This window comes from Ralstonia sp. A12 (genome assembly GCF_000801955.1).
Classification (GTDB): Bacteria; Pseudomonadota; Gammaproteobacteria; order Burkholderiales; family Burkholderiaceae; genus Ralstonia.
The window spans coordinates 623,008-641,301 of sequence record NZ_JSZO01000001.1; the positions used below are offsets into that span (position 1 = coordinate 623,008).

Sequence of the window (18,294 nt, forward strand, 5' to 3'; positions counted from 1 at the left end):
GTGCCCGGGATGGTCTTCCTACGACGGACAGGATTCTCATGAATACCACCACAGATGTCGTCCCCAGCGTCAGCATCTCCAATCTCGCCAACCAGCGCGCCGCCGTGGTTGAACGCATCCGCGCCGCGCTCGACTTGCTTGCAGAAGCCGAACAGCTCGCACGCTCCGCCCACCTGGGCTTTCCGAGGCTGGTGCTCGACAATAGCTATGCGCGCCGGGGCGTGGTCACGGTGACCGGCGAATATGCGACGCGCGCCGAGGCGGAACAAGCGATCCTGCACACCATCGACGCCCAGGGCTGGAACTACTTGCTCAGCGAATCGGGCCTGCGCACCTTCATGGATGCCCGCGCCCGCGCGCAATGGCACCAGCAGATTGCCGATGGCAACGTGCCCGAGTTCACCGCTGCCAACATCGAAGCCACGTTCACCGAGCTGCACGGGGCCCGTGGCGACATGTTCGAGCGCGGCGTGCTGGAGTGTTTCCGGCGGCTGTCGTGGGACTACAAGAGCAACCAGCCCTTCAAGTTCGGCAAGCGGGTCATCTTGAAGTCCCTGTTCAGTTACGGATCGCTCAATCACCACGGCGCGAATGAGCTGGACGACCTGCTGCGCGTGTTGCACGTGCTCGACGGCAAGCCCGAGCCGGATCACCGTGCCGGCGTCTACTACCTGATCAGCCACGCGCGAGGGCAACGGCAGGTCGAGGCAGAGAACGATTATCTGCACCTGCGCTGGTTCCAAAACGGCAATGGACACCTGACGTTCAAGCGGTCGGATTTGGTAGACCGCATGAATCTGATCCTCGCCAAGCACTATCCCAACGCACTGCCTTCCCAAGTGCGGTAGCCCCTTGGGGCGCGTCCTGCGTCCGGTTTCTTCCCCTTTGACCCCGACGACCCTGCATCCGGCACCGCTGGAGGCCCGCGCTCGTCCGCATTTTTTGGAGAACACCCATGACGGAACCCGCTTTACCCGCATTGACACCGCCACGCTTGCCGCTCGGGCAACTGGTGGCAACCCCGGCGGCGATTGCCGCCCTGTCCGAGGCCGGCGTATCGGTCTACCTGCTGCTCAACCGCCACGCTCGTGGCGACTGGGGCGAGTTGCGCGAGGCAGACCGCTTGCAGAACGTGTTGGCGGTCAATACCGGAGAGCGCGTGGTCTCCTCCTACCGGTTACCCAATCAGCAAAAGGTCTTGATCATTACGGAGGCCGATCGTGCGGCGACGACGGTCCTGCTGCCGGAGGATTATTGATGAACTTGCTGATCCAGAAACTGCACCCGGCCATGCAGCCCGGACGGCAGCTCGTCGTGAAGGACTCTGGCAAGCCGCTTTTCAGCCGCCAGGGCGACTGGGATGGCGGCAGCCCATTGCACTGCGTCGCCATGGCGCTGGCACTGTTGGGCAAGCTCGCCGATCCAGTCGATATTCGGCGGCACACAGACGGTCCCGACGCCCGCTTCTGGGACCGCGCCTGGCCGCACTACCTGCACGGCCTTACGCTCTCAGAACTAGCGAGCTTCGTCTGGGAACTGAACTGCGGGGTGCGCCCCGTTACTGGCGAAGGGAATCCCTCAGCCGTGCTGCGCTTTTGCGTCCGGGAACTCGCCAAAGGCTGGCCGGTGATCGTGGCGCTGTGCACCCGGCGGCGCACCCATGCAGCGCTCGTGGTGGGCATCGAAGGACGGCAGTCCCATCGCCATTTCACGCCCCACGCCCTGCTGCTGCTCGATCCCGCCGCACCCGAGCCTGGGCTGGCCAGTTTCAACGCCCGCCTGGAGACCGCCAAGCGTCCGCTGCTGCTCACCACTGCGGCGACGCAGCGCGTGACCATAGAGGGCGCCGTGTCGATCCGGCGCAAGCCGCCGTAGTTACCGCAGGCGGCTGCGCTTGATCTCGGGCGGCGTGGCGGCGTTGACGCGCCGGTGCCCGGTGGGCTTGAGCGACACGCCATCGAGCGGTGCAAACAGTTCGGAGAGCGTCACGCCCAAGCAGTAGCAGATGTTCGCCAGCGTCTCCACCGACGGATTGGCAATACCGCGCTCGATCGAGGAAATGTAGGTCCGGTCGACGTGCGCCTCGAAGGCCAACGTTTCCTGTGACTTGTCCGCAGCGTGGCGGCACTGCTTGATGCGTTTGCCCAGGGCCACCGAGATCGGAGCCGGTCGAGCGGAAGGGGTCTCTGAGCGCTTGGCAGTCATGGCGTGCAGAATGCCCACCTGACGACTGATTCACGACGCTGTAAACACGTCATTTTAGGACGTGTTTACTCTACAATCCAATTCGGACACACCCAGTGCCCGCTTTGCGCGGGCTTCTTCATACGAAGATTTGTAGAGTAGACACGACAAAACATCCCAAGCCGCCCATGGGACGGTTTCCAAACACTCAACACCAAAACGAACATGAACATGAACAACGCTTGGTATTACGAAAAGAACGGCCAACGTCTGGGCGGACTGCCGGAGGCGGAGGTCGTTGGCCTGATTGCGCAACACGCCCTCACCGCCGAAACCTTGGTCTGGAAACAAGGCTTGGCGACCTGGACGCCGCTGGCACAGACCGAGCTTGCGGCGCATCTCGCCTCGGCCGATCTGCCGCCAACGCTGCCGGCCACCCATGTGAGCAACCTCGTCGTCTGGTTCATTGCGGCCGCGCCACTGATCGGCAGCTTCCTGCAGGGTGTTCTCGCCTACGTCGTGGCGGGTAACGAATGGATGGCGCAACGCGCGCTGGCTTCCGGCCGGTATTGGTGGGTCACCGTGTTGCTGAATGTCGGTCTGTGCATCGTGGATGAGCGCCGGCTCAAAGTGGCCGGCGTGGATACCTCCACGTTTGGGAAGCTCGTCTTCATCGTGCCGGTCTACCTGTGGAAGCGCGCGACCTCCCTGAAGCAGCGCCCGGCCTATTTCTGGACGTGGATCGGCGTGTTTGTGCTCAACCTGCTGTCAGCGCTTTGATTACTTACAGCGAGTTTGCGCTATCCGCAGTCTGTCATTCCCTTACCCACCTTCTCACCCACTACCCCCAACTCGACCATGAAATCGATGCTCCGTATCGCCGCAGCGGCCTGCGCCGTTGCCGTTGTCTCGCTTGCCCACGCTAGCAGCCATGTGGGCCAATGCGTGTTCCCGAAAACGAAGACCGGACCGGGAGGCAGGCTCGTCCTGGCGCATCCGATCCAGGTTTACGAAACACCCAGCGCTGCGGCGGCCAAACGCCCGCTCACGCTCTTGTCGGCCTTCACCATCACGGCTGACGCACCTGGTGGCTATGTCCGCTTGGCAACGGTGCCGAACTACGACCTCCCGAACCCGCAGAGCGCTGCAGGCAAGCTGGTCGGCTGGGCAAAACTCAGCGCGTTCGACTTCCAGGACCTGCGTAACTGCAACTGACCGCGCCGGCAACAACCAACGTCATAGTGAGAGCCACGCCGGTCGGCGTGGCTCTCGTCCTGTCTCAGGTCTTCTTTTTTCTTTGCTGCCCTATGTCGATCGACATTCAGAAATTCACCACCGATGAACTCGACTCGGAAAAGCTCGACACCCTGATCTCGCAGCACCAGTCGTTCCAGGTCGTTGGCGTGGGCGACATCAGCGTGACCGCTTCCAGAATCGAGGGTTGGATCGAGAAAGCCGGTTTGCGCTGCCGCGTCTACACAGAGTATCGGGCAGCGGCCATGGCGGGCTCACTTTTCTCCGGTATCGCCAGCGTTGTCGGCGTCGCCTCTGCGGTGGGCATTGCCGCGCATCGCCTAGCGACCATGAACCCCGATTATGAGATCGGGAAAAACAAGCTGGCCGGCACCATCACTGTCAGATACGCCAAATAGTTCTAACCGGACGATGACGCGGCGCTCCCATGCCGCTTTGCCAAAAACCATGAACAGCTCTCAATCGCAAGGTCTCGTGGTCGCGGCTTGCCTGATCGGCTGCACAATCTTCTCGGTCGTCCTTTGCATCAAGGTGTTGCCCAGCCCGGCAGAAAGCCTATCAGCGCCCGAGCAAGCCAATATCAGGCGGCGAAACGGCCTCGTGTTGGCCTGGGTGGCGCTGGCTTGCACAAGCATCGTTGTGGGTCATCTCATCGTTCACTACGTTCTAGGACCGACCATCAAGTGCTAGCCGATCTTGACGAGCGACATAAAGCCTTGCAAGGCGAGTGGCGTTTGATTCTGGGAGCCGAGGACCTTCGCAAAACCCATCCACAGCGGGGTGTTGCCATTCCAACTTGCCTGCACGCAGCCAACCCGTAGCATGCCGAGCACACCTGACGTCGATGCGGTGGTGATCGGCGCGTCGGGATACTGCTGAACGGCGTACTAGTAAATGCCGGGATACGCGATGTTCTGGCCGGCGGCGAACACCATCTGGGCAGGAAGCTGGTAAGTGTCGGTAGTCAGCACAAGGATCTTGGCGCTCCCGATAACAAGGTAGACGCCAGATGGGATGATGATCGTACCGTCGTTATTTGCGGTGTACGGAAAGCCGTTGTACGTGTCGACGCCCACCCGGAAGTCAAGTTGATACCAACTGCCCATGTCGATGCCGCGCCCACCGTTCGCTTGCCCTGAATGGCCAAGTTCAATGGTGAACACTGGCGAAACGCCCTGCGGGACTGGCAGATTGGTGAGTTGGCTACCATCTATGGCTGGCAATCTGCCCTGGGCGTCGAGCACAACGACATCACCGGGCCCGGTTCCCTCCTGGGACTTCGGAATCGCGGCTTTGGCGGTGGTGGCGATCGCCTGAAGCCGTGCGCCCAGTCCAGCCGTCGCATTGTTGAGAGCGGCAAGGGTCGAGGAAAACTGTTCTTGTTGGGTCATCGCATACACCGTGAAGAGAAGGAGCACACAAGATGGGGCGGCGTGCTACCGCCCTGGAGTGGAGTCTTTCTTCTTTCAGCCCTGCACCACTGCAACACCTGCGACGGCATATAGGAGAAAAATGCCCGGCCACGTCGGCGAACGGACCGGGCGTCCCAAGATCGCGACGGTAGTGCAACTCGCTCGCTGGTCGGGGGTAAATCCCCTACCGCCCACACCATTGCAGGATTACATAGCCGAGAGCACGAAGGCCGGAGCCTGACCGCCATCGGGCCGCAGCTCCGTCTGCTATGCATAGGATTGCAGTTGATACTGAATTTGCTATCCTCGCTCCCAGCGAATCGTCCGCGATACGCTAAACGTGCATGCCTCATTGACTCAATACCGGATTTTTCTATGGCGACCAAAGCGAAGACAGCAGTAAAGAAGGCAGCACCGAAAAAGGCAGCGCCGGCGAAGAAGACCGCCGTAGCGGCAGCACCGGTGAAACCGTTGAAGGGCACGTTTACCAAGTCTGGCCTTGTGGCTCACCTAGCCGAGCAAGCGCAGGTTGAGGCCAAGGCGGTCAAGGCGGTGTTGCTCCATCTGGAGAACACCATCGTGGGCGCCCTGCACAAGAAGGGCGCCGGCGAGTTCACCTTGCCGGGGCTCTTCAAGGTGATGTCGGTGAAGGTGCCGGCGACCAAGCGCCGCTTTGGCAAGAATCCGTTCACCGGCGTGGACCAGTGGTTCGAAGCCAAACCGGCGACGGTGCGCGTCAAGGTGCGCGCCTTGAAGAAGGTCAAGGATGCCGCTCTGAACGGCTAACCCATGAAACGACAAAGGGAGCCTGCGGCTCCCTTTTTCATGCTGCCTTGCGAAGACGCTCGCCCTGTCGAACCGACGAAGAACGCGTTACTTCGCTTGACTGAATTGGCTGCGGCCATCGACACCGCCGCTGGACTGTTGACGCCATCCGCCGCGGAGGCGATCCGCCACGAACTCGGCACTATTGCGCGCGCACTCAAGCGCCTCGACCATATGCAGCGGTCACGCCAGATAGCCAGCGCTCCGATAACTGCGGCCCCCATGCAGGGGGATCTGCTGGGATAGCATTGCGTCGCAGTACGCGTGGTGAATGCCGACGAGATCAGCACTCGCCCTGGAGTGCCCCCGTCACGTCCAATGGCCGTCGACGTCATGCGCCAAGTGGCCGGCAAGAAGGTAATCACCCAATGCAGTAGCCTTGGCCTCCAGCCGTACCAACTCGCCCGCAGGGAGCGCGCCTAAATCGAACAAGCAATAGAGGTTGCGCTGGCGGAATGTCAGCTTGGGACGGGAAAGTCCAGCAACTAGTGCAGTCAGCGATCGAACGGCGATGTTCTCTTGGCCACGGAACTCGACGCGAATTCCGACCTTCTGCCCCATGCGGCCCAACTCCACGGCATCCTGCCAGCCGGTTTCATAGTCCAGCTCGATGACTGCGATTCCATCCGTCTTCAGCAGTCGCAGCGCTTCTTCTCTTGTACCAGCACGCGCTGTTGCCATCTCTTCCTCAATTCCGCTCTGCATGCCGTCCAACTCCGCGCCAGCATGCCACAGATAAACGCACCGCAATGAAGGCTGTTTATCTCAGTTGGAGTCTGCGCAAACACCCAAATCATGCCATTGGGCCTTGCTACGACGCTGACGCGACGTCTGCAGCCAAACCAGCGCCTTCGAATCTACCGAGGAACGGTGCCTCAACTGGCGTGACCAGCCGCCGTGTTTTCAAACAGAAGGGCAAGACCCATAGTCGCAATTCGGTCGTCTTGGGGAACTCAAATACCGGCAGTGGCTTATCGAAACTAGCCGTCCTAGGGAAGATCAGGACAACGTCGCCTTTGCCCTCCAGATAGCTTTGACCGTATGCCTGAAGCTGGTAGAAATCGCTCTGAGCGAGACCGTACTTGGCTGTACCGTTCGCTTTCAGGCTCTCCAGCAGCTTCCACTTGGTGTCGAGTACCAGCACATCGCGCGTGGCATCTTGGACAAGCAGATCCGGCTTGAGGCGAAACCAGTCCTGCCCGCAATGGCGAACCAGGTGATGACTTCTGGCTTGGGCCTTTAGATGCAACGGACGAATCAACTGGCCGGCGATATGCTTCGCGACGAAAGCCTCGAATACCGCCTCCATTGGGAACAGGAGCGAAGGCGCACGATGCCTGCCAATTCCTGTCAAGGGAGATTCCTCGTCGAGAATCAGGCGAGCCCAAGCCAACGCATCGTTGTAGTAGCTCATCCCTCGGTCAAGCCGCACGCATTGGAAATCACGATCCGGCAGATTAGAGGGCGCAATCTCGGCGAACACAAAACACAGTTCTCGCGCGAACTGTTGATTTGCCTGCGATGTCGACAATGCCAGAACGCGACGCAGCGCCGCATGGAGCAGCCGATTTTCAGGGCGGTTCGGAGTGTACTCGTCATGCTCAGTGAAGAACCGATCCGCCCGGCAGAGGTTTTCTCGCAGATGCGGTGCCATTCGCAATTTGCCGCGCAACGACACCAAGTTGCCCTGCCGACTCGTGTAATCGCTGCGAAGCCCTCGTTTGACGACATGTTCGACGCTCAGCAGGAACTCGCCGATGAAGACTTCGAGCAAAGGCATGTGGGCAGCCGCGACCTTAGCCCGGTCGGTCCGAATGTGCCGGAAGCCGTTGAGGCACCACAGCATGTCGAGCAGCAGCTGTCGCGCCTCGACGGCCCCGCCACCGATCACCTTGCCAACCTTGGGCAACACCTCAATCTGGAATCCGTCGGGGGCGCGGACAACGCCAACGAAACTCGTTACCTGAACGGCACGCCGACCGCGCCGCCGCACCGGACGCAACCACGCAGCCTCGCCATCCTCTCCCCGCAAGCTCTCAAGGTCCAGCCAGTCGAACACGTTCGTCGGAATGGCGTGCACCCCTTCCGCCTCCGTCAGGTTGGTGCCGTCGGCCACCAGAGCGTCGAACTCGTAGATCGTAATGCCACTCATCCAGTCTCTCGTGGCCTCACGCGGCGAGCGTCTGGTAAATACCGATGTAGGCGTCCGGATTGGAGAAGGCCGCATCCTGAACGCCGTAGCACCGCTTGGTACCGTAAATATCCAGACCGTGATCGTTGCCGAACAGACGCGTCAGTTCCCCGTCGTGGTCCCGACTCTCCGTGACAAACCTCACTGCCTCCGGCTTTTGGTTGTCTGCAAGCACCAGCCGGATCTTCTGCCAGTCTTCGAAGAAATACTCCTCCAATAGTGGCAGGATGCGATTGCTGAACACCTGTTGCAACGCCACCAAACGCTCGTCGCCGTCAGGCACCTGGCCCAGCGCGGTGAAGTAGGCGTGACCGATGCAATGATCTCTATCGTAGAGGGCTTCGATTCGCTGATTGATGGCAGCCAACATGCGGGGAACGTCGATGACCTGCTCTCCAATCGTCACACGCAGACCATGCAGTGGCGCCCCTGGCTCGTCCCGAGCGTCCGGCATGATCGCCACAAATTCGAACCGTCGGCGCAACGCCGTATCCAACAGCGCCAAGGAGCGGTCCGCTGTGTTCATCGTGCCAATGATGTCGACATTTTCCGGTACGGAGAACGGCTCGCCAGAATACGGCAGCGTAACGGACACCGCGTTTTCCGTACCCTCGCGCTTATCTGGCTCGATCAGCGTGATCAATTCGCCGAAGATCTTACTGATGTTGCCCCGGTTGATCTCATCAATCACCATTGCGAATCGCTGATCCGGTGCTGAGCGAGCCCGGCGGCACAGGTCCTTGAAGACGCCAGAACGGATCTCGTATTGGATTTCACCGCTCTCGGCTTCGCCGTTGAGCACGGGCCGAAGCCCTTCAACAAACTCCTCGTAACCGTAAGATTGATGGAAGGTCACGAAGCTGTAGCGGCGCACCGCCCCCGACATTGGCGCACCCGCTCGATAGGCCTTCGCCGTCTCAATGAGATCCGCGCAAGAATCCATCCATTCGCCCGCAAACTGCCAGACTGAGTCCACCGATTTGTCGAACACGGCAGGGGCCAGCCGTAGCTTGGTGTTAACAGTCTGCGACTCCTCGATGGTGTGATGCTGCAACGTATTCCACAGCGTCGGCCTGACGTTCTGAATACGCCCTTTGGCAGTGGCGATCGCTTGAATGAACGGATGCTCGTAGAGCTCCCCAACTTTGGCTTTACCGCCCAGATCGACTAGCGCGGCGGCAACGCCTTCCCACCAAGTGAGACCGGCAATACGCGTGGCTATAAACTGCTCTCGCCATTCTTCGCCGGATACCGCAGCCATAGCTTGTTCGTATTCCCGTTTGAGCAGGCGCGATAGCTCATAGGTCTTTCCCGTACCGGGTGGACCGTAATAGATGCGATTGATAGGCTGCCGGACCGTATCGACGTCGGTGGTCTCCTCGTCGTCGGGCTCGTCTCCCGGCTCCGCCGAATCGTCGCGCAAGTCATCGGGCCACAAACCGGGGCGCTGTACCGACCAATCGTCCAGTGAATCGCGCTCGGACAGTGCCACCTCGATCTTCGCGACCAAGTCCGATGTCAACGGCGCGCGGTTGAGTTTAGATAACGGGCCAATGTCTCGCGTCCATGAGATTTTTCGCGTCCGCGTGCCGCGAATGACGCCCAGCACACCAACCGCTCGCTCGCTTCCGGGGTTCTTTCTGCCAAAACGTACCTGGACGCCTTTGCTCATGTGCCACCAGTCTAGGCCAGCGGCATGAACGGTCCGTGCCAACTGGCAAAAAAGTGCTTTGTCGTGGGATGACCATGAGGCACGGAACGTCTTGAAGGCTGGCTTGCCGTCGAAATGCTTCAGCAAATCCTCGTCGCTAAAGGTGGCATCCAAGTTGAGCTTTCCCACAACTTCGTCATAGCGAAGCTTGAACCCACGTATCGCTTCTACGCTCCATGCGGTCAATTGCTCCAGAGACATTGCCAGTCCGTCTGACGCGGGCAACCTAGCTACAAAGGGGGAGGTGTTGTCGTAGGGTCCTCGCAGCGCAACATAAGCCTTGCGAAGCGGATCTGTGTCGTCTAGGCCAACGGTGTCGATCTTGACCACAAAACCGTCTTCAGCGCCGATACCAACTGTGTAAGCAAGCTCCTTGGGAGCTTCTGCGGAGGGGTAAACCTTGGCCCAGTTATAACCGGCGAAGTTGTTGCCCTGGTTCGTTGGGCGCTTGCGAATCTCTACACGGCCCAGAGGAAACAACGTCTCCTGGACGGACTTCGCCCATGCCTCGGTAATCTCATACGCGCGCTTCAGGTCCTCGTAAGCACGGTTCTGCTCCGGATTGGTCTCGTCCCGCTTCTGCCCTCTCCACTTATTGAGCAGCTTGAAGTGATCACTGGTAAAGAATTCCGCCATCGTTGTTAGATTCCTTCGACATCGATTCCGTGTTCCGCGAGCCAAGCTTTGCGTTGCGCGAAATCAGGCATCGCTCTCTCGACACGCAGCCAGAACGCGGGGGTATGGTGGGGTTCATGCAAGTGAGCAACCTCGTGTACCACGACGTACTCGGCGATGCGAGCTGGCAGAAGGATCGACTTCCAATGAAAGTAAAGCCAATCGCCCTTTCCGCACGATCCCCAGCGATAACCGAGATCTTGAACCTTGACACCCGCAGGCGCTACCTCCATGCGAGACCGGTACTCAACCACCTTGCCAGCCAACCAGGCTTTTGCCCGCTCGCTGTACCAGCGGATGAAGTGCTCACGCGCGGCCGGCAACGCATCCCGCCGCAAAGCAAACCAGCCGTTGATAAGTTTCAAGGGCACATCCTGTTCATCCACCAACTTCAATCGATAGCTGCGGCCCAAATACAGGAACCCCTCGCCACCCACAAACTCCTTGCGAGGTATCGAGCGTTGTAGTCGGTCCTTCTCTGCCAGCTTGGTGTAAATCCAGAATCGTTTGTCCGCGACGAATTCGCGCAAATGAGCCTCGTCCACACCTGGCGGCACGCACAAGACCAGTTCACCGGTTCGTTCGACGGTAATTTGCATCGTCCTGCGCCGCTCACTGCGCCGCACGGTAAACCGCAGATCATCGACAGTGAAGTGGCTGCTCAACCCCGACGCAGTGCTGGCAGGCTGCGGACTGATCAACTTGACTGGCGCCAGCATCGCGTCACACCTGCACCAGCGTGTCATGGTTGGCGCGGGCTTGCTCCATCAACCGATCCGCCAACACCCCAGCCTTGTCAGCATTGGCAAGCGCCGGCCTCAGACGCATCACGTAGTCGAAGAGCCGCCCATTCAACTCGTCCTGCGCGGCGAGCTTATGCGGGCTCCAGATGTTCCGGTTGCTCTGCAGCTCCTGCACCAACAGTTCCACCAGCTCCACAGTCACGTCTTTGAGGCGGAGCAGTTCGACATCTGTCGGCACCGCACCGGCACAAATCACGTCCGTTACCGTTCTGAGAAACGGCGCGCAATATGCGGGGAGATCGCTCGGGGTGTCCTCGGCCCCGGCCTGGCCGGTACGCAATTCATCGATCATGGTTTGAAGTTGAGCAATGACGTCATTCCATTGCTCTCCCAGCGTTCTGAGGATGTCATTCAGCCGCTCCGAGAGCCTACGGTACAACACAGGGTCTTCGTTAACGTGTTTGCGGATATGCGATCGAATCGCATGCTCCATCTCAGAGGCCTTGGCACGGTCATTGGCTACGCGCGACAGATGGGTGTCGAACTCGGCATCGGTGAGTTGAATCGGCGGGATCTTGGGGTCGATTCCCAACGAGATCACATGGTCGTCGATTAACCTACGAACCTTGGCGCCAATATCCTTGCCGAGAACTGGCGTGTCCTTGTAGCGATTCCGGGCTCTAGCGTAAATATAAGCTAGACGCTTTGCGTCCCCGGAATACGGTAGCCCGTCGGGACGCGGCAAGACTGTATCGAGCGAGGCAAGAAAAGCCTTGAGTTTGACTGCAAATTCAGCCCTCAGCTTTTCGCTGCCGAGCACGTCGACGCAGGCGTCGGTATCGTCCAACGATTCGATGCCGCACTTGCGAAACAGGTCCACCACGCGCAGATGTCGATCACGCAACACCGGCACCTCGTCTTTCAGGCTAGCCAGCGCACCTTCCACATCCTCGTCAGCATAGGCAGCAAGCGCCTGCTTCAAATGTTGCGCAACCCCATAGTAGTCGACCACGATGCCACAGCGCTTCCCGAAGCCCGTTCGATTGACGCGAGCGATGGCCTGCAATAGTTCGGCCTCGCGAATGGGGCGATCCAAGTACATGACACCTTCGATAGGTGCGTCGAAGCCAGTAAGCAGCATCGACTTCACCACCAAGAATGCAAGTGGATCTGCCTTATCAGGCTTGACGTGAAAAAGCGGCTTTTTGAAGCGCTTGATGAGCTGAGCTTGCGCTGCACCGTCCGTCCATGGCTTCCATGTCGGGTCATCGTTGTTGCCACCGGAGACGATGGGCGCAAACTCCAGTTGCGCTAGCGTTTCGCGGTAACGCCAAGCCTGAACCGCTGCTCGCAACTTGCAGGACCGTCGACACAAATCCTCATCATCAAGCTCCTTGTCTTCGGGAGACAACGCCTCAGCTTCAGCGAGCAGCTCATCGCGGGCAGTTCGGAGTGCGTCAAAATAGCGGATCGCCGCCAGCCGACTGTAGGCGACCACCTGCGCTTTGTATCCGTTCGGTAGGATGTTCGCCGCGTAGTGGCGAAGCATGTCGCGAGCCTTGTCGGCAATCAACGCCGGGGCGTCGAATATGTGCCCCTTGGTGGCGTACCGCTGTTTGATTGCTTCCAACTCTTCCGGAGTATGCTGACGAAATAGATCCTCGAAAAGCCCATCAAGGCTGGCTCCGTCCTTGATCGCCCCCTTGGCGGTCCGTCCCTCATACAACACGGGCACCGTTGCGCCGTCGGCCTCAGCCTCCTTGATCGTGTAGCGATCGACAAACTCACCGAAAATTTCATGGGTGCGCTTCTTTTCACCCATGATGATCGGCGTGCCAGTGAAGCCGATCCGGGCGCAATTTGGCAATCCCGCCAGCAGGTTCGCGTGTAGATCACCGGCCTGCGTGCGGTGCGCCTCATCGATCAGGACGAGGATAGTCTCATCCTCGTTCAACACTTCGAATTTTTCGTCAGTCTTGCCAGAGGCCTTGGAGGCTACTCCTGCGACCGTACCGACCGCCGCAGGCAGCGTATCGCCTTGCGTGTCGGCATTCCGATATTTCTGAATGGTGGCAAAAACCAGGGCTGGCCCTCGGCGCCGCGCAAGCGCCTTCACGCCATCGGCGCTTTCGGCCACCTCGACCGTTTCCCCTGTCAGCGTCGCTGTAACGGACAACTGGCCCTGCAGATCCTTGCGGTCGGTGACGACGATAATCTTGAAGCGACGAAGCTCCGGATCGGTGCGCATCTTGCGCACCAGGAACACCATGGTCAGGCTCTTGCCCGAACCCTGTGTATGCCAGATGATGCCGCCGCGTTGGTCATGCTCACCATGCTGAAGGCGAGTCTGTCCATTCTTTAAGCGAGAAATCGCACGGTTGACGGCACGGTACTGCTGATATCGGCAGACCGCCTTTATCGTCTGTCCGCCCACCTGCATGAACAGCATGAAGTTCTTCACCACGTCCAGCAGATGACTGGGTGCAAGCAAGCCCGCAACGTGGCGCTCTTGTTCCGAAAGGGCAGCCTTACCCAGAGCGTGTGCGATCTCTGCCTCGTTGCCCGCACCGTCCGGACCCACTACGGTCTTCCACTGCGCATAATGCTCAAAAGCAGCACCTACGCTGGCGACGCGCGCCTCATCGAAGGATGTCGCAATCAGAAGTTGTACGGTCGAGAACAGTGCCTCGCACCCCTCGTTGTCGTCCACTTCGAAGGCGGCCTTACGTGCATTGCTGTAGCGCCGCAGTTGGTCAACCGCCTCGGCCAGCGGTTCCGGGATGGACGGACTCTTGCATTCCACCACGACCAGCGGAATACCGTTCACTAACAGCACCAAATCGGGCACGATGAACGCCTTGCCCGCGTTGAAGCCAGGTGGGCAATCGACTCGGTATTGATTGACCACCGAGAAGCGGTTGTTGGCCGGCGTCTCCCAGTCGATATAGTGAATCGTCTGGCCACGTCCGCCATCCCAACCGGGTAGCCCTTCAAGGGTAATCCCCTTGATCAGCAACTCAGTGGCCTTCTCGTTGGCCTCGATCAATTTGTGCGTGCCCAACCGGGTAATGGCCGCTACCGCTTCCGATAGACGCGTATCGTCCAGCCAGCACTGGCCGTCGGGGCGCAGGTTCAGAGCACGCAATTGTTCGCGGAGCACGCCTTCCTGGAATACCTCGACAAAGCTGGCGCGGCGTGTGACTCTCGGATCGTCGAGGCAGCCCTCAATGTGCGTCCAGCCCAGTGCCTGCAATTGGGCGACGAATGGCTTTTCGACGTCATCGAGTTCCCAACCCATCACGCGCTCCTTTGTTGTTAGGCGGCTTCAGCCAGCAATGGTGTAACGCGGACGCGGCCGGTAAGGAGATCGTCCATAAGGCCAGCCTTGAGGTCACGTAGAGCCGCCGCTTTTTCTAACTCAGTATTCAATCGAGCATCACCCGCAGCCAATAGCGCGAGGATCTGGTTCTGCTCGGTTTTTCCTGGTACTGCCACCGCTAGGTTACTTACGATCTTGCCGCTGATCTTGACCATGCTTCCAGATGTCCCAACTGCATGCGCCTGAACTTGTCGACGAACCGCTGGTGCCTGCAGGACAAACTGCAAGAACTCAGCGCTCGTTTCGGATGATGGCCGCAAACGCATCATCAGATCAGGGTAGGTGCAGGGTGTTCCAACATCCCGATACACGCCGACCATGCCCACGAGATCGCGTGTATTTGCACGGCTCATGAGTAGGTCCCCATCGGATAGCAGCGCATTTGAAAGCCGCTTGTCACCGCGTGGTGCTGGTTTTAGTTGAAGAGGCTGGAAGCCTTGCAATGTTAAACATCCAAGCCCCAGCATTTGGATGCCCGTCCATTCAGCCGCCTCTTGCGGGGAATACCCGTTCTTCGGTTTACCGTCGAGCCAGGAATTGAGAGTTCCGCTCATCCAATCATTCGGAATCCACCCAATCGGCGACAGCTTGTAAAGGTGCGCAGCCTCAGCCCGATGCAGGCGGATTTCGCCATTGGCGTCTATGCCGCGCGTAAGCAAGTCATAGAGTAAACCTTGTCTGACAATCTTGAGTTTAGCGATAATCGCATCGGATTCTTGAATAACGGCGTCGAGAATCGACAGAGCATCAGCGATGTACTTCTGCTCAAGATCGCTCTTTGGTATTGAAATGCGAACAGCATCGACAAATTTGCTGTTCAAGCCTGGCTGCGCGGAACCAGTAATCATCCGCGCAATTGAACGCTGTGTGTCGCGCTGCAGCAGGTAATAGTAGAGAAGACGCTGATTAATAGCGCCATTTGTTGATCTTAAGATGAATAGGTGTTCGTTTATTGCAGCCTCTTCAAACTCACCTTCGTAGAAGCCGACCTTGCCAGTTTGAGCACCGTCTTTGTTGATCAGGACGTCCCCCATTTGGAGGTGCCCCTTTGTCATAAGCGCAAAGAATTTGCGTGGGATTCGCTTGAGAACATCGAATGTCAACCCGCCATCAATAAGGATGTTTTCTCCGCCAAGGCTGGGAATACCCGCAGTATCTTCGCGTACCCCACCGGAAGGCCTCGATCCAGATATTGGTGCGGCAACCAGCTCACGCAAACTGTGCTGACTCCAATCACACATAGCCAATATCCTTCAAGAACCGTTGCAGCGCCTTTGCGGCACGATCTCGCTCGCCCTCAAGCTCTGTCAGCGTCATCCGGTACTTATCCCACCAGTTCTCGAACGTGCCCACGATCTGCTTGCGCTGCGCGGCAATATAGCGCTCCACGATGGCCTGCATGTCGTTGTGCAGGATGGTCAGCAGCAACTCGGCGGCGGCCTCCGGCGTCAGTCCTTCCACGGCGGCACCGATGTGCTGCTTGAAGCTGTCGTTCTTGGCCTTGAGTTGCTTCTTGACGGCGGAGAGCTCCTTCTTCCAGGTTTTGAGTTGGACTTCGTCCACAGCGTTCTCTTCATCGGCATCGTCCTCTACCGCCTCGGCCGCTTCGCCGTCCTCGCCCTCGGCATCCTTGGGACTGGCCGCTTTGATCTGACTGTCCAGTTCCGCTTTCCTGGCTTCCAGTTCGGTGATGGCCTCGACGAAATCGCTCATCAGGAACTTGACCAGCTTGTGCTCCAGCGGGCTTTCTTTGCTGGCCTTGTCTTCCAGCGCGGTGACGATGCTGGTGCGCCAGGCGTCCGCCACGCCCTTTGCGCCGCGCGCCATCAGGGTGAGGAAGTCGTACTTGGTCTGGTACCAAAATCCGGCAACGATGCCGCGCACCTGGAAGGGATCAAGCAGTCCGATGGCCTCCAGGCTTTGGCTAAAGCTGGCCAGCAAGTCGCTGCGCAGGGCCACCAGGCTGGCGGCGTTGTCCATTTGCCCAGACAATGCCGTGATGCGTGCACTGTGCTCTTGCCACCATTGCTCGAATGCGACGCGGATGGCGGCTTCCTTGGCGACCAGACCTGCATTGCTTTCGATGGTCGGCTTGAGCGCCTGCCGTTTGTCTAGGCTAGGCAAGAAGTCGTAATACTTGGCGTCTCTTTCCACCAACAGGTCCATCGGATTCAGGCCGTGGGCGCTGAACATGCTGGCTTTGCTGGCCACCTCGGCCTTGGGGATACCGCCCACTAAATGGGCGCGCACGTCGTGCGGCTCAGGCGGCGGCGCGTTGTCGGCGTAGCGGCGGATGTTGAGATTCCAGTCGTTGGCCTTGAGGGTGGCGTTATCGACGATGGCCGAGAAGCCGTCGATGGCTCGGAATTCGTCGAAGGTGGTGACGATCTTTTCGATATTTTCAGGCAGCAGGTAATTCTGGGCCCTGCCTTCGAAGTATTCCCTGTCGGCGTTGATGAACAGCACCTTGCCCTGGCGCTCTTTGGGCTTGCCGCTGACACGGTTGGCGCCGTTTTGCGCGCGTTGACGTAAAACAAGGATGCAGGCTGGGATGCCAGTGCCATAGAAAAGATTAGGTGCGACGCCGATCACGGCTTCCAGAATATCGTCGTCGATGATGCCAGCGCGGATGGTCCGTTCTTCGCCTCCCCGAAACAGCGCGCCATGTGGCATCACGGTCGCGACCATGCCACCATCACGGGTGACGGCCAGCATGTGCTGTAGGAACATCAGGTCGGCTTTCTTGGCGCCGAGCGGCACCTGACCATACTTGAATCGCTCCGGGAACTTCGGCGCCCAGGCAGGCGTGCCGTCAGCGTTCTTCTCCGTATTGCCCCAGTTGATAGAAAACGGCGGATTGGTCAGCACGCGATCGAAGTGCATCAGTTCGCCACCCTCGACGTGCTGAGGCTCAGCCAGAGAGTCGTCGTTCTGCAGATTCGCTGTGCTGATGCCATGCAACAACATGTTCATCTTGGCGATGGACCACACCGTACCGTTGAACTCCTGCCCGAACAAGTTGGCCTTACGGCCATCCTCGCCATGCTCATCGATATATTCTTTTGCAGCGATCAGCATGCCGCCAGAACCACAGCACGGGTCGTAGATGTCGTGCTTCAATTCAGGCTTGAGTAGCCGTACCATCATCCGGACGACCGAGCGAGGGGTATAGAACTCGCCGCCCTTCTTGCCTGCGGAATCAGCAAACTCGCCGATCAGGTACTCATAGGCTGCGCCAAGCAGATCCGGAAACTCGAAGTCCTCGTTACGCAGCTGGTGCAGGCTGAAATGGGTGATGAGTTGCCGAAGCCTGATGTCAGGGATTTTGCTCTGGCCGACCTTGCGCGTGAAATCGATATGCTCCAGCACGTCATACAGGCTCGTGTTAGCGGTCTCGATACCGGTCAGAGCCTTATTCAGATAGTCACCAACGTTATGCTGAGCTTCGTTGAGCAGGAACTCGTAGCGAGACTGCTGCGGGACCCAGAAGGAACCCTCCTTCTTGTACCAGCGCGAGTTCTCGGCCGACTGGCGTGCCTCCGCTTCGGTTTTTCCGGCCTCAATTTCCAGCCGAATCACCTCCTCGCGACGCTGATTAAATACGTCGGAACATCGCTTGAGGAACAGCATGCCGAAGATGTATTCCTTGAACTCTGAGGCATCCATCTTGCCGCGAAGGATGTCAGCGGCTTTGAACAAGTGACGTTCGAGTTGTGGCAGAGTGAGTGGCATTAGTAAATTCCGGATTCGTCATCGCCCATCAGCCCTGGCTTGCGTTGCAGCGCAGGTCGATGCTCGTCTCGTTGCGACGCGCATGTTGGACGAGGTGTTTCATGAATTATGCAATACAGAGCCGGACGCCCACGATCGAACTTCGATGGGTCTGTGACGTCGGATGAAGTGAACCGCCAATTCGGCGA

General features: G+C 58.9%; 16 protein-coding genes. 7 read left to right on the top strand and 9 right to left on the bottom strand.

Annotated features, from left to right (window positions below; genetic code table 11):
• Positions 1-38 precede the first annotated feature (38 nt).
• The 3 genes from PI87_RS02840 (at position 39) to PI87_RS02850 (ending at position 1,875) form a co-directional block, all read left to right on the top strand.
• On the top strand, positions 39-848 hold the full coding sequence (locus PI87_RS02840) for a DUF4942 domain-containing protein (RefSeq protein ID WP_039596137.1): 810 nt from the start codon (positions 39-41) through the stop codon (positions 846-848).
• Between the two features lie 107 nt (positions 849-955).
• A complete protein-coding gene (locus PI87_RS02845; protein ID WP_039596138.1) occupies positions 956-1,258 on the top strand; it encodes a hypothetical protein in 303 nt (100 codons plus the stop codon).
• A complete protein-coding gene (locus PI87_RS02850) occupies positions 1,258-1,875 on the top strand; it encodes a hypothetical protein (protein ID WP_157003061.1) in 618 nt (205 codons plus the stop codon). The genes PI87_RS02845 and PI87_RS02850 overlap by 1 nt, the downstream gene beginning before the upstream one ends.
• Here the strand turns inward: PI87_RS02850 and PI87_RS02855 are convergent, their stop codons facing one another.
• A complete protein-coding gene (locus PI87_RS02855) occupies positions 1,876-2,217 on the bottom strand; it encodes a helix-turn-helix domain-containing protein (protein WP_039596454.1) in 342 nt (113 codons plus the stop codon).
• A 198-nt stretch (positions 2,218-2,415) separates the two neighbouring features.
• Between PI87_RS02855 and PI87_RS02860 the strand changes: the two genes are divergently transcribed.
• The 3 genes from PI87_RS02860 to PI87_RS02870 all read left to right on the top strand — a co-directional run bounded on the left by PI87_RS02860 (position 2,416) and on the right by PI87_RS02870 (position 3,836).
• The gene (locus PI87_RS02860; protein ID WP_039596455.1) at positions 2,416-2,964 is read left to right on the top strand and encodes a DUF4339 domain-containing protein; all 549 of its coding nucleotides are present in this window, start codon (positions 2,416-2,418) and stop codon (positions 2,962-2,964) included.
• A gap of 78 nt (positions 2,965-3,042) precedes the next feature.
• On the top strand, positions 3,043-3,399 hold the full coding sequence (locus PI87_RS02865; protein ID WP_232313927.1) for a hypothetical protein: 357 nt from the start codon (positions 3,043-3,045) through the stop codon (positions 3,397-3,399).
• A 92-nt stretch (positions 3,400-3,491) separates the two neighbouring features.
• Positions 3,492-3,836: a hypothetical protein gene (locus PI87_RS02870; protein WP_084209882.1), complete on the top strand. Its 345-nt coding sequence runs from the start codon at positions 3,492-3,494 to the stop codon at positions 3,834-3,836.
• Between the two features lie 489 nt (positions 3,837-4,325).
• Here PI87_RS02870 and PI87_RS02875 read toward each other — a convergent pair whose 3' ends face one another.
• On the bottom strand, positions 4,326-4,829 hold the full coding sequence (locus tag PI87_RS02875) for a hypothetical protein (protein ID WP_157003062.1): 504 nt from the start codon (positions 4,827-4,829) through the stop codon (positions 4,326-4,328).
• A gap of 396 nt (positions 4,830-5,225) precedes the next feature.
• Between PI87_RS02875 and PI87_RS02880 the strand changes: the two genes are divergently transcribed.
• Positions 5,226-5,636 (top strand): HU family DNA-binding protein, encoded by a 411-nt coding sequence (locus PI87_RS02880; RefSeq protein ID WP_039596141.1) that lies wholly within the window; start codon positions 5,226-5,228, stop codon positions 5,634-5,636.
• 348 nt (positions 5,637-5,984) lie between these two features.
• On the opposite strand, the gene PI87_RS02890 is transcribed toward PI87_RS02880, so the two are convergent.
• From PI87_RS02890 to PI87_RS02920, 7 genes are all read right to left on the bottom strand, one after another.
• Complete coding sequence (locus tag PI87_RS02890; RefSeq protein ID WP_039596457.1) at positions 5,985-6,356, bottom strand: hypothetical protein; 372 nt, start codon at positions 6,354-6,356, stop codon at positions 5,985-5,987.
• Between the two features lie 130 nt (positions 6,357-6,486).
• Positions 6,487-7,827 carry an McrC family protein gene (locus PI87_RS02895; RefSeq protein ID WP_052321378.1) on the bottom strand — a complete coding sequence of 447 codons (1,341 nt, stop codon included), beginning with the start codon at positions 7,825-7,827 and terminating at the stop codon, positions 6,487-6,489.
• 16 nt (positions 7,828-7,843) lie between these two features.
• Positions 7,844-10,213: an McrB family protein gene (locus PI87_RS02900; protein WP_039596143.1), complete on the bottom strand. Its 2,370-nt coding sequence runs from the start codon at positions 10,211-10,213 to the stop codon at positions 7,844-7,846.
• A gap of 5 nt (positions 10,214-10,218) precedes the next feature.
• Positions 10,219-10,971 carry a M48 family metallopeptidase gene (locus PI87_RS02905; RefSeq protein WP_084209868.1) on the bottom strand — a complete coding sequence of 251 codons (753 nt, stop codon included), beginning with the start codon at positions 10,969-10,971 and terminating at the stop codon, positions 10,219-10,221.
• 4 nt (positions 10,972-10,975) lie between these two features.
• Positions 10,976-14,293, bottom strand: coding sequence for a type I restriction endonuclease subunit R (locus PI87_RS02910; protein WP_039596144.1), 3,318 nt, complete (start codon positions 14,291-14,293; stop codon positions 10,976-10,978).
• Positions 14,294-14,310: 17 nt separating this feature from the next.
• A complete protein-coding gene (locus PI87_RS02915; RefSeq protein ID WP_084209869.1) occupies positions 14,311-15,615 on the bottom strand; it encodes a restriction endonuclease subunit S in 1,305 nt (434 codons plus the stop codon).
• Positions 15,608-18,106 carry an N-6 DNA methylase gene (locus PI87_RS02920; RefSeq protein WP_039596146.1) on the bottom strand — a complete coding sequence of 833 codons (2,499 nt, stop codon included), beginning with the start codon at positions 18,104-18,106 and terminating at the stop codon, positions 15,608-15,610. Before PI87_RS02920 ends, PI87_RS02915 begins: the two co-directional genes overlap by 8 nt.
• Positions 18,107-18,294 lie beyond the last annotated feature (188 nt).

Bases quoted from the DNA above. Each gene is read 5' to 3' on its own strand.
- PI87_RS02840 (WP_039596137.1), top strand. From the start codon at position 39: ATGAATACCACCACAGATGTCGTCCCCAGCGTCAGCATCTCCAATCTC.
- PI87_RS02845 (WP_039596138.1), top strand. From the start codon at position 956: ATGACGGAACCCGCTTTACCCGCATTGACACCGCCACGCTTGCCGCTC.
- PI87_RS02850 (WP_157003061.1), top strand. From the start codon at position 1,258: ATGAACTTGCTGATCCAGAAACTGCACCCGGCCATGCAGCCCGGACGG.
- PI87_RS02860 (WP_039596455.1), top strand. From the start codon at position 2,416: ATGAACAACGCTTGGTATTACGAAAAGAACGGCCAACGTCTGGGCGGA.
- PI87_RS02865 (WP_232313927.1), top strand. From the start codon at position 3,043: ATGAAATCGATGCTCCGTATCGCCGCAGCGGCCTGCGCCGTTGCCGTT.
- PI87_RS02870 (WP_084209882.1), top strand. From the start codon at position 3,492: ATGTCGATCGACATTCAGAAATTCACCACCGATGAACTCGACTCGGAA.
- PI87_RS02875 (WP_157003062.1), bottom strand. From the start codon at position 4,829: ATGACCCAACAAGAACAGTTTTCCTCGACCCTTGCCGCTCTCAACAAT.
- PI87_RS02880 (WP_039596141.1), top strand. From the start codon at position 5,226: ATGGCGACCAAAGCGAAGACAGCAGTAAAGAAGGCAGCACCGAAAAAG.
- PI87_RS02890 (WP_039596457.1), bottom strand. From the start codon at position 6,356: ATGGCAACAGCGCGTGCTGGTACAAGAGAAGAAGCGCTGCGACTGCTG.
- PI87_RS02895 (WP_052321378.1), bottom strand. From the start codon at position 7,827: ATGAGTGGCATTACGATCTACGAGTTCGACGCTCTGGTGGCCGACGGC.
- PI87_RS02900 (WP_039596143.1), bottom strand. From the start codon at position 10,213: ATGGCGGAATTCTTTACCAGTGATCACTTCAAGCTGCTCAATAAGTGG.
- PI87_RS02905 (WP_084209868.1), bottom strand. From the start codon at position 10,971: ATGCTGGCGCCAGTCAAGTTGATCAGTCCGCAGCCTGCCAGCACTGCG.
- PI87_RS02910 (WP_039596144.1), bottom strand. From the start codon at position 14,293: ATGGGTTGGGAACTCGATGACGTCGAAAAGCCATTCGTCGCCCAATTG.
- PI87_RS02915 (WP_084209869.1), bottom strand. From the start codon at position 15,615: ATGTGTGATTGGAGTCAGCACAGTTTGCGTGAGCTGGTTGCCGCACCA.
- PI87_RS02920 (WP_039596146.1), bottom strand. From the start codon at position 18,106: ATGCCACTCACTCTGCCACAACTCGAACGTCACTTGTTCAAAGCCGCT.